12 protein-coding genes are annotated in these 16,668 nt (G+C 66.0%); 6 read left to right on the top strand and 6 right to left on the bottom strand.

What is annotated here, in order from left to right; genetic code table 11:
* Nucleotides 1–111 precede the first annotated feature (111 nt).
* Nucleotides 112–1,446 carry a dihydroorotase gene (locus PMI42_RS37145; protein WP_008145174.1) on the bottom strand — a complete coding sequence of 445 codons (1,335 nt, stop codon included), beginning with the start codon at nt 1,444–1,446 and terminating at the stop codon, nt 112–114.
* Between the two features lie 101 nt (nt 1,447–1,547).
* Here PMI42_RS37145 and ygfZ point away from each other — a divergent pair, with 101 nt between their 5' ends.
* The 6 genes from ygfZ to PMI42_RS37115 all read left to right on the top strand — a co-directional run bounded on the left by ygfZ (nt 1,548) and on the right by PMI42_RS37115 (nt 8,061).
* Entirely contained in the window at nt 1,548–2,423 is an 876-nt protein-coding gene (gene ygfZ, locus PMI42_RS37140; RefSeq protein ID WP_008145173.1) for a CAF17-like 4Fe-4S cluster assembly/insertion protein YgfZ, read from the top strand.
* Nucleotides 2,420–3,046, top strand: a complete 627-nt coding sequence (locus PMI42_RS37135) for a DNA-3-methyladenine glycosylase I (RefSeq protein ID WP_008145171.1) — start codon at nt 2,420–2,422, stop codon at nt 3,044–3,046. Before ygfZ ends, PMI42_RS37135 begins: the two co-directional genes overlap by 4 nt.
* Nucleotides 3,043–3,657 (top strand): YfbR-like 5'-deoxynucleotidase, encoded by a 615-nt coding sequence (locus PMI42_RS37130; RefSeq protein ID WP_008145168.1) that lies wholly within the window; start codon nt 3,043–3,045, stop codon nt 3,655–3,657. The genes PMI42_RS37135 and PMI42_RS37130 overlap by 4 nt, the downstream gene beginning before the upstream one ends.
* Nucleotides 3,658–3,800: 143 nt before the next feature.
* Nucleotides 3,801–4,307 (top strand): tyrosine phosphatase family protein, encoded by a 507-nt coding sequence (locus PMI42_RS37125; RefSeq protein WP_008145167.1) that lies wholly within the window; start codon nt 3,801–3,803, stop codon nt 4,305–4,307.
* Nucleotides 4,308–4,326: 19 nt separating this feature from the next.
* On the top strand, nt 4,327–5,292 hold the full coding sequence (locus PMI42_RS37120; protein WP_008145166.1) for an NUDIX hydrolase: 966 nt from the start codon (nt 4,327–4,329) through the stop codon (nt 5,290–5,292).
* A gap of 51 nt (nt 5,293–5,343) precedes the next feature.
* On the top strand, nt 5,344–8,061 hold the full coding sequence (locus tag PMI42_RS37115; RefSeq protein WP_008145165.1) for a DUF2339 domain-containing protein: 2,718 nt from the start codon (nt 5,344–5,346) through the stop codon (nt 8,059–8,061).
* A gap of 62 nt (nt 8,062–8,123) precedes the next feature.
* On the opposite strand, the gene PMI42_RS37110 is transcribed toward PMI42_RS37115, so the two are convergent.
* The 5 genes from PMI42_RS37110 to PMI42_RS37090 form a co-directional block, all read right to left on the bottom strand.
* Complete coding sequence (locus PMI42_RS37110) at nt 8,124–9,812, bottom strand: methyl-accepting chemotaxis protein (protein ID WP_008145164.1); 1,689 nt, start codon at nt 9,810–9,812, stop codon at nt 8,124–8,126.
* Between the two features lie 291 nt (nt 9,813–10,103).
* On the bottom strand, nt 10,104–12,074 hold the full coding sequence (locus PMI42_RS37105; RefSeq protein WP_008145163.1) for a methyl-accepting chemotaxis protein: 1,971 nt from the start codon (nt 12,072–12,074) through the stop codon (nt 10,104–10,106).
* A gap of 208 nt (nt 12,075–12,282) precedes the next feature.
* Nucleotides 12,283–14,016, bottom strand: coding sequence for a methyl-accepting chemotaxis protein (locus tag PMI42_RS37100; RefSeq protein ID WP_008145161.1), 1,734 nt, complete (start codon nt 14,014–14,016; stop codon nt 12,283–12,285).
* Nucleotides 14,017–14,220: 204 nt separating this feature from the next.
* Nucleotides 14,221–15,963 (bottom strand): methyl-accepting chemotaxis protein, encoded by a 1,743-nt coding sequence (locus tag PMI42_RS37095; protein WP_008145160.1) that lies wholly within the window; start codon nt 15,961–15,963, stop codon nt 14,221–14,223.
* Nucleotides 15,964–16,187: 224 nt separating this feature from the next.
* Complete coding sequence (locus tag PMI42_RS37090; protein WP_008145158.1) at nt 16,188–16,421, bottom strand: DUF6894 family protein; 234 nt, start codon at nt 16,419–16,421, stop codon at nt 16,188–16,190.
* Between the last annotated feature and the right edge of the window lie 247 nt (nt 16,422–16,668).

Below are 16,668 nucleotides of genomic sequence, written 5' to 3'. Positions count from 1 at the left end.
GTCATTGCGAGCGAAGCGAAGCAATCCAGACTGCCGCCGCGGAAGGATTCTGGATTGCCTCGCTGCGCTCGCAATGACGGGGATGGAGCGTCGTCCCCCGACAGAAGCCGCCTACTGCTTCAGCGTCTCCAGAAACCGCACCGGCTCGCCCTGCGAGGCCGTCACGAGTTCGCCCTGCCACATCACCTGGCGGCCGCGGATGAAGGTGCCGACGGGCCAGCCGGTGACGCGGACGCCGTCATAGGGCGTCCAGCCGGCCTTCGACGCCACCCATTTGTTGGTGATGGTCTCGCTGCGCTTCAAATCGACGACCGTGAAGTCGGCGTCGTAGCCCGCGGCGATGCGGCCCTTGCAGGCCATGTTGTAGAGCCGTGCGGGGCCGGCGCTGGTGAGGTCGACGAAGCGTGCCAGCGACAGCCGCCCCGCGTTGACGTGGTCGAGCATCAGCGGCACCAGCGTCTGCACGCCGGTCATGCCGGAGGGCGAAGCCGGATAGGTCTTCTGCTTTTCCTCCAGCGTATGCGGAGCGTGGTCGGAGCCGAGCACGTCGATGATGCCCTGCTCAATGCCGCGCCAGATGCCGGCGCGGTGATCGGCGCCGCGCACCGGCGGGTTCATCTGCGCGAGCGTGCCGAGGCGCTCGTAGCAATCGGGCGCGACCAGCGTGAGGTGGTGCGGCGTCGCCTCGCAGGAGGCGACATCCTTGTGGTCGCGCAGGAACTCGATCTCTTCCTTGGTTGAGATGTGAAGCACGTGGATGCGCTTGCCCGTCTCGTGCGCGAGCTTGACCAGACGCTGCGTCGCCATCAGCGCCGCGGTCTCGTCGCGCCAGACCGGGTGCGAACGCGTGTCGCCCTCGATGCGCAGCGGCTTGCGCTCGTTGAGACGGTATTCGTCCTCGGCGTGGAACGCGGCGCGGCGGCGGATCACCTGGAAGATGCGGCGCAGGCTCTCGTCGTCCTCCACCAGCAGCGCGCCGGTCGAGGAGCCGATGAAGACTTTCACGCCCGCGCAGCCCGGCGCGCGCTCGAGCACCGGCAGGTCCTGCACGTTCTCGCGGGTGCCGCCGATGAAGAAGGCGAAATCGCAATGCATGCGGTGATGGGCGCGCTTGATCTTGTCGGAGAAGGTGGCCTCCGTCACCGTGAGCGGCGAGGTGTTCGGCATCTCGAACACGGCGGTGACGCCGCCCATCACGGCGCTGCGCGAACCGGTCTCGAGGTCTTCCTTCTGCTCCAGGCCGGGCTCGCGGAAATGCACCTGCGTGTCCATCACGCCCGGCAGGATGTGGAGGCCCTTGCAGTCGATGACCTCGGCGGCGGAGGCCTGCGACAGCGGGCCCAGCTCGGCGATGCGGCCATTGGTGATGCCGATATCGCGAATGCCCTCGCCGTCCTGGTTGACGACGGTGCCGCCTTTGAGGATCACATCGAAGCGCTGGGTCATGGCTGGAGGCCTCTCTCGTCCCCAAGCGCAGGGCTTGAGGTCTTGTCGTTTAATCCCCGCGGGCTTACGTTCCGGAGCAACATGTCGCAAGAGATTTTCGCATGAAATCAGCGTTTCTTCCCGACCGGGGCGTGGTCAAGGTCGCGGGCGAGGATGCGCGCAACTTCCTCAACGGCCTCATCACGACCGATCTCGACAGGCTCAAGCCGGGCCTGGGGCGATTCGGCGCGCTGCTGACGCCGCAGGGCAAGATCATCGTGGATTTCCTGATCACGGAGATCCCCGCCGGTCATGGCGGCGGGTTCCTGATCGACTGCCCGAAGGCGCTGGCAGATGGCCTCGCCACCAAGCTGAAATTCTACAAGCTGCGCGCCAAGGTCAGTGTGGAAAACCTCGATCTCGGCGTGCTCGCGGCCTGGGACGGCCAGCTTGCGGCGCAGCCGGACCTTGCCTTCGCCGATCCGCGCCATGCCGAGCTTGGCTCTCGCATCCTGATCCCCGAGGATCTCAAGCAGAAACTCTCCGACCTGATCGGCGCCGAGCTCGTCGATGCCGCCGACTACGAGGCGCACCGCATCGCGCTCGGCGTGCCGCGCGGCGGGCTCGATTTCACATACAGCGATGCGTTCCCGCACGAGACCAACATGGATCGCCTCGCCGGCGTCGATTTCGACAAGGGCTGCTATGTCGGCCAGGAGGTCGTCTCGCGCATGCAGCATCGCGGCACCGCGCGCACCCGCAGCGTGAAGGTGCTGCTCGACGGCCCCTCGCCGGAGGCGGGCGCGACCATTCTCGCCGGCGACAAGCCGGTCGGCACCATCGGCTCCTCCGCCGACGGCAAGGGCATCGCGCTGGTCCGCATCGACCGCGTCGCCGACGCGCTCGATGCACATCAGCCGCTCAGCGCCGGAGGCGTCGCGTTGACGCTTGCCGAACCCGACGTGGTGCGTATCCCAGCCAAGCAGCCCATCGCATGAGCCGTGCTCCCCGCCTGCATCCCGACGGAAAGACGCGCTGCCCCTGGCCCGGCGAAGATCCGCTCTATGTCGCCTATCACGACACCGAATGGGGCGTGCCTGAATATGACGACCGCGCGCTCTACGAGAAGCTGATCCTCGACGGTTTTCAGGCCGGCCTGTCCTGGATCACGATTTTGCGCAAGCGCGACAATTTCCGCAAAGCCTTCGACGATTTCCAGCCGGAGAAGATCGCGCGCTACAACGACAAGAAGGTGCACGCGCTGATGAACGATGCCGGCATCGTGCGCAACCGCGCCAAGATCGACGGCGCGATCCTGAGCGCGCGGTCGTATCTCGACATCATGGAGAAGGGCCCGGGCTTCTCGAAACTGCTGTGGGACTTCATGGGCGGAAAGCCCAAGGTCAACCAGTTCAAGACCACCGCGAGCGTGCCGACTTCGACACCGCTGTCCGTGCAGATCTCCAAGGAGCTGTCCTCGCGCGGCTTCAAATTCGTCGGCCCGACCATCGTCTACGCCTTCATGGAGGCGACCGGCATGGTCAACGATCATCTGATCGACTGCCACTGCCACGCCAGCTGCGGCAAGGCGCAGCGCAAGCCGCGCCTCAAGATCAAATGAGCGCGAAGAAGACCGCGCGCGGCGCGGAATCCCGCGCCTGGCAGCGCATGCTGTCGGGCCGGCGGCTCGACCTGCTCGATCCTTCCCCGCTCGATATCGAGATCGCCGACATCGCGCATGGGCTGGCGCGCGTGGCGCGCTGGAACGGGCAGACGACCGGCGCGCACATCTTCTCGGTCGCGCAGCACACGCTGCTTGTTGAAACCGTGCTGCGGCATGAGATGCCGCGCGTCGACCAGCGCGTGCGGCTGGCCGCGCTGCTGCACGATGCGCCCGAATATGTGATCGGCGACATGATCTCGCCGTTCAAGGCCGTGCTCGACGGCCATTACAAGGCGGTCGAGAAGCGCCTGCTCGGCGCCATCCATATCCGCTTCGGCCTGCCGCCGGTGCTGGCCGACGAGATCACACAAGCCATCAAGGCCGCCGATCGCGGCGCGGCTTACCTCGAGGCAACCGAGCTCGCCGGCTTCAGCGACGCCGAGGCCAAGCGGTTGTTCGGCAAGGACCCCGGCCTCTCCGACAGCGTCCGGCGCGACTACCTCACGCCCTGGACCGCGGCGCGGGCCGAGAAGCAGTTTCTGGAACGGTTCGGCGCGGTGTTTGCGTGAGCCCCGAAGTGTAGGTGCCGTAGGGGTGGGCAAAGGCGCACTTGCGCCGTGCCCACGTGTTCTCGCGATTGCATAAAAAGGCGTGGGCACGCTTCGCTTTGCCCACCCTACGGCACCGGCTATAATCAAGAAAAAGGTCCGCCATGATCCACGTCTGTTCCCTTGCCGCCCTTCCCGAAACCGTCCGCCTCACCGGGGCCAGCCATGTGCTGACCGTGATGGCCAATGTCGAGCAGGTGGCGCGGCCGGTGTCGGTGCTGCCGGCCAACCATCTCAAGGTGTCGATGGACGACATCACCGAGGAGATGGACGGCTTTGTCGCACCGTCCGAGGCCCATATCGACCAGGTGCTGAACTTCGTGCGCGGCTGGGACCGCAATGCACCGCTGGTGGTGCATTGTTACGCCGGCATCAGCCGCTCCACCGCGAGCGCATTCGCGGCCGTCTGTGCCCTCAACCCGGACCGCGACGAGATCGAGATCGCCAGGAAGATCCGTGCGGCCTCGCCGATCGCCTCGCCGAACCGGCGCATCGTCGGTCTTGCCGACCGCGCATTGGGCCGCAACGGCCGCATGCTGCGCGCACTCGACGAGATGGGCCCGGGCGCGATGATGGTCGAGGGCCGCCCCTTCGTGATCGAGCTCGAATGACAGCTGCGACATCAGCCGCATGAGCGACAGACTGACGCCGATCGAGATCGGCCTGACCGCGGCGATCGTCGCGATCGAAGATCATGAGCCGCTGATCCTCACCGCGCGCGGCACTGACGGGCTGGCCGGCCTGCCGTTCGGCCCGTTCGATGCGCTGAGCCATCGCACCTTCGAGATCGGCCTGCGTGCATGGGTCGAGGAACAGGCGGGCCTACGGCTCGGCTATGTCGAGCAGCTCTACACTTTTGGCGATCGCGGCCGTCATGCCGAGGCCGGCGACACCGGCGCGCATATGGTGTCGATCGGCTATCTCGCGCTCACACGCGCCGTCGGCGGCGAGCTCGCGGCCACGGGCGCGAGCTTCGAGCCGTGGTATCGCTTCCTGCCGTGGGAAGACTGGCGCGAGGAGCCGCCCGCGATCATCGCCCGCGACATCATTCCGGCGCTGGCGGACTGGGCCGAGCAGGAGACGCCGGAGACGACGCGCGCGCTGCCGCGCCGGGATCGCGTGCGGTTCTATTTCGGGCTCGACGGCGCCCCCTGGGACGAGGAGCGCGTGCTCGACCGTTACGAGCTGCTCTACGAGGCCGGGCTGATCGAGGAGGCGCGACGCGACGGCCGTCCTGCGGCATTAGCGCGCAAGACGCTGCCCGCGCTCGGCACCTCCATGCGCTTCGATCATCGCCGGATCCTTGCCACAGCGATCGCGCGGCTGCGCGCGAAATTGAAGTATCGTCCTGTGGTGTTTGAACTTTTGCCCGCCGAATTCACACTCACTGAATTGCAGTACACGGTCGAGGCGATCTCCGGCCGGCACCTGCACAAACAAAATTTCCGCCGTTTGGTCGAAACCGAAGCCCTGGTCGAACCGACCGGGGTGATGTCGACACAGACGGGCGGACGGCCGGCCGCGCTCTACCGCTTCCGCCGCGACGTGCTCCAGGAGCGGCCCGCGCCGGGCTTGCGCGTCCGCTCCCGGCGCTAACCCCTGAGATTTGCGTGACCGGCCCCTGTCTGCCGGTTGCCTGGAGGCTTCATGTTCGACGGCCCGTTTGACGTCTTTGCGCTGATCATTGCGATCATCGCCATCCTGATCGCGATCAAGGCCTCGAGCCAGACGGCCGAGCTGCGCCGAAAGTTGAACGCGCTCGAAGAGATGTTTTACGCGCAACGGCGCGTGGTGCAGCCGCCGCCGTTGATGCCTGCGCAGGTGCGTGCCGAAGCCCGCGCAACAACCGCCGCCGAACCGCCGCCGCTTGCGCCGGAAGCCGAGGCCGCACCGCCTCCGCCCGTCACCGACGAGGTGTCCCCGCCGCCGCTCGCAGCGAGCCCGGAGATCGCTGCACCGCCGCCGCTCCCGGCGCCGGCGCCCGAAATCAGAGAGCCTGGCTTCGAGGAGCGTCTCGGCACCCGCTGGGTGGTGTGGATCGGCGGCCTTGCGCTCGCGCTCGGCGGCTTCTTCATGGTGCGCTATTCGATCGAGGCCGGCCTCGTCGGCCCCGGCGTGCGCGTGTTCCTCGGCGGCCTGTTTGCAGCCGCGCTGCTCGGCGCGGGTGAATGGTCGCGGCGCAAGGAAAGCATCTCCGAGATCCAGGCGCTGCCGATCGCCAACATCCCCGCGATCCTCACCGCGGCCGGAACGGCGGTGGCGTTTGCGACCATCTATGCGGCCTACGCGCTGTACGATTTCCTCGTGCCCGCCACAGCCTTCGTGCTGCTCGGCATCGTTGCGATGGGCACGCTGGCCGCCGCGCTGCTGCACGGGCCTGCGCTCGCGGGCCTCGGCGTCGTCGGTGCGTTCGTGACGCCGATCCTCGTCTCCAGCGGCAAGGCGGACTATTGGGCACTCTACATCTATCTTGCCATCGTCACCGCCGCGAGCTTCGGCCTCGCCCGCATCCGGCTATGGCGCTGGCTTGCCGTGACCACCATCGCCTTTGCCGTGCTCTGGATCTTCCCGGGCCTGGACACCCGCGATATGCAGGTCGCGCCGCACGCCTTCCATGCGATCGCGGGCTTCGTGCTCGCCGCGCTGCTCGTCGTCTGCGGCTTCATGTTCGGCCCTGATATCGAGGACGGCGAGATCGAGCCGGTGTCGTCGAGCTCGCTCGGCGCCTATCTGTTCGGTGCGATGCTGATCGTGCTGTCGAGCACGCATGCGGATCTGGCGCTGATCGCCTTCACGCTGCTCGTCGCAGCGACGCTGCTCGTCGCCTGGCGTGCACCGGCGGCCACCGGCGCGCTCGGCGCGGCCGCTGCGACCGTCTTCATCGTGTTCGCCGAATGGGCGGTGCGCGCCAATCCGGACATGCTGGTGCTGCCGGGCGGCCCCCTGCCCGGCGTCGGACCAACAGCGACCGACGGCTCCGTGACGCTGCATCTTGCGATGGCCGCAATCTTCGCCGCCGGCTTCGGCGTCGCCGGCTTTCTCGCACAGGGCCGTTCGAACTCGCCGATCATTCCCGTGGTGTGGTCGGCGGCGGGCGTCGCCACGCCGATCGCGATCCTCGTCGCGCTCTATGCGCGCATCGCCCATCTCGACCGCTCGGTCCCGTTCGCGATCCTCGCGGTGCTGCTGGCCGCGGCCTTTGGCGCCGCTACTGAGGTGCTCTCGCGCCGCGAAGATCGACCGGGCGTGGCAACCTCTGTCGCGCTGTTCGCGACCGGCACGCTCGGAGCGCTGGCGCTGGCGCTGACGTTTGCGCTGGAGAAGGGCTGGCTCACCATCGCGCTGGCGCTGATGTCGCTCGGCACCGCCTGGATCTCGTTGCAGCGGCCGATCCCGGTCCTGCGCCGGCTCGCGGCGGTCTTCGCGGCGATCGTCACCGCACGCATCGCCTATGATCCGCGCATCGTCGGCGATGCCGTCGGCACGACGCCGATCTTCAACTGGTTGCTGTGGGGCTACGGCCTGCCCGCGGCCTCGTTCTGGGGCGCGAGCATCTTCCTGCGCCGCCGTGGCGACGACCCGCCGCTGCGCGTGGTCGAGGCCGCCGCGATCCTGGTCACGGCGCTGCTCGCCTTCACGGAGATCCGTCATTTCGCCACCGGCGGCCACATGGCCGACGCGCCGTCGCTGCTCGAATGCGCGCTTCAGGTCTGCATCGCGTTCGCCATGGCGATCGGGCTGGAGCGCCTGCGGCTGCGCAGCCGCAGCATCGTGCACAATGTCGGCGCCGTCATCCTGACCGCGATCGGCGGCCTCATCAGCGTGTTCGGCCTCTTCATCCTGGAGAATCCGCTGATCTGGCGCGTCGATGTCGGCGGCGCCGTGTTCAATCTGCTGCTGCTCGGCTACGCACTGCCGGCGGTGCTGCTGCTTCTGCTGTCCTATGCCGTGGTCGGCGAGCGCGGCAAGGCCTATGCCAACACGATTGCGGGCGGGGCGCTGCTGTTCGCGCTCGCTTATGTGACGCTGGAGATCCGCCGTTTCTATCACGGCCCGATCCTCTCCACCGGACCGACCACGGGCGCGGAGCAATACACCTATTCGATCGGCTGGCTGGCCTTCGGCGTGGTGCTGCTCGGCGTCGGCATATCAGTCAACTCGGAGCGGGCGCGGCTGGCGTCTGCCGCTGTCATCGCGCTCACGATCCTGAAGGCCTTCGTGATCGACATGTCGACGCTGACAGGCGTCTATCGCGCGCTGTCGTTCATGTGCCTCGGAATCGTGCTGGTCGCGATCGGCTGGCTCTACCAGCGCATCCTGTTCCGGCGGCAGGTGCCGCCGCCGGCTCCGCAGACGGGCGCGTAGGGGGCTGTTGAGGTTTCACCTCTCCCCAGCGGGGAGAGGTGAACCACAAACGCACGCCGCTTCTACGCCGCGCGGACCGAATCCAGGAACTGCGCGACCTCGACCTTGAGGCGCGTGCTGTCGGTCGCCAGCGATTTCGCCGCCGACAGCACTTCGGTCGAGGCCTCGCCGGTCTCGATCGCACCGCGCTGCACGTCGGTGATGTTCGCCGAGACCTCCTGCGTGCCGACCGAGGCCTGCTGGACGTTGCGCGAGATCTCCTGCGTCGCCGCGCCCTGCTCCTCGACGGCAGCGGCAATCGCCGCGGACACTTCGGACAGCCGCTCGATGGTGCCGCCGATCTCCTGGATGGCGCTGACGGATTCCTGCGTTGCGGCCTGGATGCCCGACACCTGCGCCCCGATCTCGCCGGTCGCCTTGGCGGTCTGCTCGGCCAGCGCCTTGACTTCGGACGCGACGACCGCGAAGCCGCGGCCGGCTTCGCCCGCGCGCGCCGCTTCGATGGTGGCATTGAGCGCCAGCAGATTGGTCTGGCCCGCGATGGTGTTGATCAGCTCGACGACGTCGCCGATGCGGGAGGCGGCCAGCGACAGTGCGTTGACGCGCTCATTGGTCCGCGCCGCCTGCTCGACCGCTTCCGCCGCCATCCGCGCCGAATCCTGCACGCGGCGGCTGATCTCGGTGATCGAGGACGACAGCTCCTCGGATGCGGAGGCGACCGCCTGGACGTTGGTGGAGGCTTCCTCGGACGCCGCGGCGACCACGGTCGCGAGTTCCTGGCCGCGCTGCGCGGTGCTGGTCAGCGTCGACGCGGAGGCCTCGAGCTCGGTCGAGGCCGAGGAGACGGTGCCGACGACTTCGCCGATCATGGCCTCGAACTTGCGGGTGATGGCATCGACACGACGGCCGCGCTCGATCTTGGCCTCGGCGTCGAGTCTCGCCGCCTCGTCGGCGGCCTTCTTGGCGATCAGCGCTTCCTTGAAGATCTGGAGCGCATCAGCCATCGAGCCGATCTCGGTCTTCTCGCCGCGATGCGGCACCTCGGCCGAGAGGTCGCCCTCGCCGAGCGACTGCATCGGCTCGATGATCGATGCAATACCGCGAGAAACGTCGCGCACGAGATAATAGGCGGCGCCGATCGCGATCACGACCGAAACGACGATGATGCCGACCAGCACACGGAAGATCATGGCATAGCTGTCGGCCGCCTGCTTCGTCTCCAGCTCGGCGCCGCGGTTGTTCATCTCGATGCCCTTCTGGAGCAACGGATCGGCCGCCTGGGCCATCTTTGCGACCTTGGTCTGCAACATCTCGTTGGCGTCGGCCGGGAACTTGCCGAGGCTCTTGCGCGACAGCGCCATCACGTCCTGCACGCCGTTCAGATACTCGGCCCACGCCTTGGTCCATTGCTCGTAAAGCGAACGCTCCTCGGCCGTAGTGATCAGCGGCTCGTAGATCTTGCGGGTCTGGTCGATGCGACCCTGCAGCGAGGTGAGGCGCTTTTCTGCGGCGTCCTTGCCCTCGGCGCTGTCCTGCATCAAGTGCAGGCGAAGCGCGACGCGCAGCTCGTTGACGTCGGCGCGGATCGAGCCGAGCGCACGCACGCTCGGGAGCCAGCTCTCCGCGATCTCGACGGTGTGTGAATTGATGTTCTGCATGGTGCCGATTGCGGTCACGCCGACGCCCGCGAGCGACAACACGAGGACCGACAGCACGGTCAGAAGCTTGAAGACGATCGACAATTTCGACATCACGACAAATCCCGATGATACCTAGCAACGCACAAGTCACCCGCGCCGCAATCGTCGCGACGGACGAGAGAGCGGAAGTCATTCCAACAATGCTGGCTGGTTCTTATCCGGTAAGATTGCGCCCATAGTTGCAAACAGGCGTTAACAGGAACCTACGTGAAACTACGGGGACGACGTCACCGACATTATTTTCTCTGCAACCATCTGTTGCTGCGGCGCAAATATCCCGCTGCACCGCACCACCATACCGCGCTTCCATCCCTGTTCCGCTGAAACGGCGGACAGACGTCGCTACGCTGCACGCACGGAATCCAGAAAACGCGCGACCTCGCTCTTCAGACGGTTGCTCTCCTGCGAGAGCGACTGCGCGGCCGCATGGACCTGCGCCGACGCAGCCCCGGTCTCGCCGGCGCCGCGCTGAACGTTGCCGATATTCGCCGAGACTTCGGAGGTGCCGTGCGCCGCATGCTGGATGTTGCGGGAGATCTCCTGCGTCGCGGCGCCCTGCTCTTCCACCGCCGCGGCGATGGTCGACGAGATCTCCGACATCCGCGCGATGGTGTCGCCGATCTCCTTGATCGCGCCGACGGAGTCCTGCGTCGCAGTCTGGATCGCACCGATGTGCTGGCTGATCTCGCCCGTCGCCTTCGCGGTCTGCTCGGCAAGCGCCTTCACCTCGGTCGCGACCACCGCAAAGCCCTTGCCGGCCTCGCCTGCCCGTGCCGCCTCGATCGTGGCATTGAGCGCCAGGAGATTGGTCTGGCTGGCGATGGTGTTGATCAGCTCGACCACATCGCCGATGCGGCCGGCTGCCTTGGTCAGCTCGGCGACGCGCGCATTGGTACGCTGGGCCTGCTCCACCGCGACGTCGGCGACGCGCGCCGATTCCTGCACCTGGCGGCTGATCTCGGAGATTGAGGAAGTCATCTCCTCGCTCGCGGACGAGACCGACTGCACGTTCGCGGAGGCCTCTTCGGAGGCCGCGGCCACCGCTGTGGCAAGTCCGTTGCCGCGCTCGGCGGCCTGCGTCAGCGTGTTGGAGGACGCCTCGAGCTCGGTTGCCGCCGATGACACGGTCTCGATGATCTCGCCGACCGCACCTTCGAATCCATCGGCAAGGCGTTGCATGTCGGCCTTGCGCCGTTCGCGCCCGCGTGCATCTGCCTCTGCCTGCTCGGCACGCAGCCGCTCGGCGTCCGCCATATTGGTCCTGAACACTTCGACCGCACCGGCCATCTCGCCGATTTCGTCCTTCCGCCCGACGCCGGGCACGGAAATCGAAAGCTCGCCGCGTGCCAGCCGCGTCATCGCGCCGATCATGGCGCCGAGCGCCTTCGAGATCGACCGTCCCAGCAGGAAGCCGACCCCGGAGAGCACCACGAGGGTGATACCGAAGGCAACGACCATCCACAGACGCACGGCGTCACGTGTTGCAGCTTCAGCAGCGTCAGCCTGCTTGTACGCGGCATCGACGACGGTCCGCACCTCGACCATCGCAGGCTCGAGCTCCCGGAAGGTCTTCATCATGCTGGCGTCGAGGGCAGCGCTCTGCTGCGCGGTCTCGGCCCAGGCCGCGAACTCGGACTGGTATTTCTGGAGCTTGGCCGTGATGTCATTCATCACCGCCGTAGGGACTGCGACGACCTCTATCGCCTTGGAGAATTCAACGCCGGCCTTCTTCACCTCGGCGATGTATTTCGGGTCGCGCCGCAGCATGAAGTCCTTCTCGTGCCGGCGCATCATCAGCATCCAGCTCGTCGTCCTGGGATCGTCGATCTCCTTCAGCTTGGTCTCGATGTCGTGCACCGCGGCGCGGAGCGAGCCGGACAGGCCAAGCGTCTCGTTCAGCCCGAGCCGGGTTTCGGCAGCGACCAGTGCGTTGAAATCCGCAACGTAGCGTTTGAAGCCGTCCTGTGCCGACTTCATCTTGACCGACAGCGTGCTCATCCCGCCCGCCGCCATCAGCCGCTCCACCTCGTCGAAATCGCGGTTGATGGGCCCGATCAGATCGGCATGCGCCCTGGCGTAGCTTTCGGTCCGGCGCTGCTGGAAATTCTTCTCGTTGCGGCGGGCCTCCAGCATCTCGATCGAGAGCTGCTTGTCGAGGTCGGCGATCGCCCGGGCGCGGTTGGCAACGGCGCGCGAGCCGTCCTGTGACAGGCTGCCGATCTCGTAGATCGCGCCGAAGCCGGCGAGCCCCAGCAGTCCGAGCAGTCCGATCGCCATGACCTTATGGGTGAGACGAATGGAAAGGCCGCTCATCGAATGTGCTCCAATAGGATTCGGACGCAATACAGGCAGGGCGACTCAGCACCCGGAATATTGCGGAGATCATGCCTGCATCGCTTTTCCGGAAAGTTAACCGTGCAGCCCTTCGCATCGCGGTATCGAACTGCAAACGCATGCGAACCGCCGCGCGTCCTCGCGCGGCGGTTGCAGTCCGGCAGATGCTGGATGAGAAAGGCCGCCCTCAGGCGGCCCGCACCGTGGTGAGGAACCTGCCGACCTCGAGCTTGAGGCGGTTGCTGTCGCCGGACAGCATCTGCGCAGCGGACAGTACCTGCGAGGAGGCCGAGCCGGTCTCGCTCGCCCCGCGCTGCACGTCGGTGATGTTGGCCGACACTTGGTGGGTGCCCTCCGCCGCCTGCTGCACGTTGCGGGAGATCTCCTGGGTCGCCGCGCCCTGTTCTTCGACGGCGGCCGCAATGGTCGAGGAGATCTCCGAGAGCTTCTCGATGGTGTTGCTGATATCCTTGATGGCGCCGACCGAATACTCCGTCGCGGTCTGGATGCTGGCAATCTGTTGGCCGATCTCCCCGGTCGCCTTCGCGGTCTGCTCCGCAAGCGCCTTGACCTCGGAAGCAACCACGGCAAAGCCGCGGCCGGCCTCGCCGGCGCGTGCCGCTTCGATGGTGGCATTGAGCGCAAGGAGGTTGGTCTGGCCGGCGATGGTGTTGATCAGCTCGACCACGTCGCCAATGCGCATCGCAGCCTGGGACAACTCACCGACACGATCGGTTGTGGTACGGGCCTGGTTGACCGCCTCGCTTGCCACCCGTGCCGATTCCTGCACCTGGCGGCTGATCTCGGTGATCGAGGACGACAGTTCTTCGGTCGCCGACGCCACCGACTGGACGTTGGTGGAAGCTTCCTCTGAGGCCGCAGCGACCATCGTGGCGAGTCCTTGCCCACGCTCGGCGGTCGAGGTGAGCGTCGATGCAGAAGCCTCGAGTTCGGTCGCGGCGGAGGACACGGTATCGACGATCTCGCCGATCGCGGCTTCGAAGCCGTCGGCGAGCTTGTGCATCTCGGCCTTGCGTTGCGCGGCCGCGACCTGATCCTGCCTGATCTTGGCCTCGGCCTCGTCGCGCGCCTTCTGCTCCGACACGACCTTGAACTTCTCGACGGCCGCCGCGACGCCGCCGATCTCGTCCTTGCGGCCGAGACCCGGCAGAACGACGGAGAAGTCGCCACCGGCGAGCCTGTCCATGGCAACCGTGAGCGCGCGGATCGGCCGCGCGATGGTCAGGAAGGACATGAGCCACGACCCGATGAGGACAAGCACGGCGCACGCGCCGACCATCATGCCGAGACGCTCGCTCGCGGCTGCTTCCTCCCATGCGAGGCCGATCTCTTCCTCGCTTCTGTGCCTGGCAAAATCGGCAATTTCGTTCGTCAACGTGTCGAGCTGCGCGGCAATCGGCAGCGTCACCTCACGGGTCAGGCGCGTGCCTTCCTCGGAGATCCTGGCGGCGCGGGTGGGGTCCGTGGCTGCCACGGCAATGGCCTCGCTGCGAACAGAAGCGTTCTGCAGCACAGCTTTGGCATAGTCCGCAGACAAGCTCTTGAGCTTTTCGATACGCGCACGGTTTTCCGCCGAACGCGTCAGCTTGAGCATGGCATCAACCGCGCCGCTCAGCGATTTCGACCGCTCCACCAGCGTTTCGCTCGCCTTTTGTAATTCACCCGGATTGCCGGCGAGACGGATGTCTCGTGCTGCGAGTTGCATGCCGCGCACCGAAAGCTTGGCTTCCATCGCATCCCGCGCCAACTCCAGTTGCGCGAAGGCGGCCTGGTTGGAACGGCGCACAGTTCCGTTGCCGACGATCTGACTCGCGATCATGGCGACGACGAGAAGTATGCCGAGCGCCGAAACGATCGCCAGCTTGATACCGATCCGCAAATTCTGAACGAGGCGCAACATGGGCATACTTCCCTGAGGAAATGCGCAGCCAAATCATTGCCGGCCGCCCTTGGCGTTGATCGCCCTTGCCCAAGAAATGAGCGCTCGCCATTCCAGTCTGGTTAACAACGGCGCCCGTAAAAATACCGGACCGGCGCGGAACCCCCTGAAAATCCAGCACGCAAAGCGTGCTTGGCAAGTTAATCACTGGGAGTGACAGCGACGTCAGGCGGCCCGCACGGTGTCCAGAAACCTGCCGACTTCGAGCTTGAGACGATCGCTGTCGGTGGACAGCATCTGCGCCGCGGACAACACCTGCGAGGAGGCCGATCCCGTTTCGCTGGCGCCGCGCTGCACGTCCGTGATGTTGGACGAAACCTGATGCGTGCCGTGCGCAGCCTGCTGCACGTTGCGGGAAATCTCCTGCGTCGCCGCACCCTGCTCTTCCACGGCGGCCGCAATGGTCGAGGAGATCTCGGACAGCTTCTCGATGGTGTCGCTGATATCCCTGATGGCGCCGACCGATTCCTGCGTCGCGGCCTGGATGCCGGAGATCTGCTGGCCGATCTCGCCAGTCGCCTTCGCCGTCTGCTCGGCGAGTGCCTTGACCTCGGATGCAACGACCGCAAATCCCCTGCCGGCCTCGCCGGCGCGCGCCGCCTCGATGGTTGCGTTGAGCGCCAGCAAATTGGTCTGGCCCGCGATGGTATTGATCAGTTCGACGACATCGCCGATACGCGTTGCAGCCTTGGACAATTCACTGACACGTTCGGTCGTGGTGCGCGCCTGGGCGACGGCTTCGCTCGCCACGCGTGCGGATTCCTGCACCTGCCGGCTGATCTCGGTGATCGAGGACGACAGTTCCTCGGTCGCGGACGCCACCGACTGCACGTTGGTGGAGGCTTCTTCGGAAGCTGCCGCGACCACGGTGGTGAGTTGCTGCGTACGCTCCGCGGTCGCAGTCAGCGTGGTAGCGGATGCTTCGAGCTCGGTCGAGGCGGATGACACCGTCCCGACGATCTCGCCGACGGCGCCTTCGAAACCGTCGGCGAGGCGGCGCATCTCGGCCTTGCGCTGCTCGGCCGCGATCTCGTCCTGCCGCATCTTGGCTTCGGCTTCCTCGCGCGCCTTCTGCTCGGACACGATCTTGAATTTTTCGACGGCACCGGCGACCTCGCCGACCTCGTCCTTGCGGCCGAGACCCGGCAGCACCACGGAGAAGTCGCCGCCGGCAAGCTTCTCCATCGCCACCGTCAGCGCGCGCATCGGACGCGCGATACTGAAGACGGAGAAGATGCACGCACCGATCAGCACCAGCGCGACCACCATGCCGGTGATGAACGAGGTCCGCGCGAGCGACGCGGCTTCCGCTTCGGCCTCGGCGCGAGCTTCGGCACTCTTCTGCTTGGCAAAATCGGTAATCTGGTTGGTCAGCTCTGAGATTTCTTCGTTGATCGGCATCAGGCTCTCTTTGCGGATGCGATCGACCTCGGCGACGAGCTTCGCGTGCTGCGTCGCCGCTTCGCCATCCTTCTTGGCGTCAAGCGCGAGCTCTTGCTTGCGGATGGATTCGATCTGCTGCTGGCCCTTGCTGAAATTGCCGATCAGCACGGTCAGGCGGTCGATCCGCTTGTGGTTTTCGGGCGACCTGGAAAGCCTGGCCATTTCGCCGGCGAATTTCAGGGCCGCCGTCTGTCGGTCGTTGAAATAGGTGACGGCCTTCTGCATCGCGGCCGGCGAGTTGGACGTCAGGATGTCGCGAATGCCGATCTGCATGCCGCGGACCGAGGCCTTTGCCTCCGCGGCGTTTTGCGCAATCGCCTGCTGTCCCGACGCTCCGTTGCTGAGCTTCTGGACCTCTGTGCCTCCGCTCATCTGAAGAAAGATCATCAGCGCGACGAGGGCGATGGTCAGCGCGGAGGTGACGGCGAGCTTGGTGCCAATTCGCAGGTTCTGAATGAATGACATTGAACTATCCCGGGATACGCATCGCCGCGACGAAGCGCGTGAACATCCCGGAAGACTAGCCGGCAGGTCGTTCATTAACGTTAAGTGCGACCCCGGCGCGTTAGGTAGAAGTACGGAAAGGCCCGCTTTAACCGGCGGATTACACTCGCTTCACGAGCAGAAAAACGAAACCTCGCGCATTTGCATGCTCCGCGTTCGTCAACGGCGGCGCTATCGTTGCCGGGTCAGGTCACCGACTCGCCGACGATGCTGATGCGGAACACCGGCTCCTTGTTCTCGTCGAGCAATTCCATGCTCCACTTGGCATTCGGCTTCAGGCTGCGCGCGATGCCGCCGAGCAGATTGGCGCAGACCTCGGTCATCTCGGTCCAGGCGGCGGCGCGATCCTCGAACTCGTACGGCTGATCGGCGGCGCCGGAATAGCGTCCGGTGCTGATGCGGAAAAAGTACAGCGACATCGTTGAACCCTTGTGTAGGGCCGCGCCCCCGGCCGTACGCAAACTGGGGCGCGAACAGCTACCAACGCATGAAAGACGCCGTCCGTATGACTACGGCGCGGCGGCTTTGTGCGCGATGGATGTCTTCAACGAAAAGGTGCGAAACGTCCCGCGCCGTAGCTCACTGGGTCGAGCGGCGCAGTTCCAGCGGAGCGTCGTTCCTGGCAGGTTCCGATTTGGCTTCCGCCTTCACCGGCTCGAGCCGGCC

Source organism: Bradyrhizobium sp. YR681 (assembly GCF_000282615.1).
Lineage (GTDB): Bacteria > Pseudomonadota > Alphaproteobacteria > Rhizobiales > Xanthobacteraceae > Bradyrhizobium.
The sequence above is the reverse complement of the archived record's forward strand: the minus strand, read 5'-3'. Positions and strand labels throughout refer to the sequence as shown.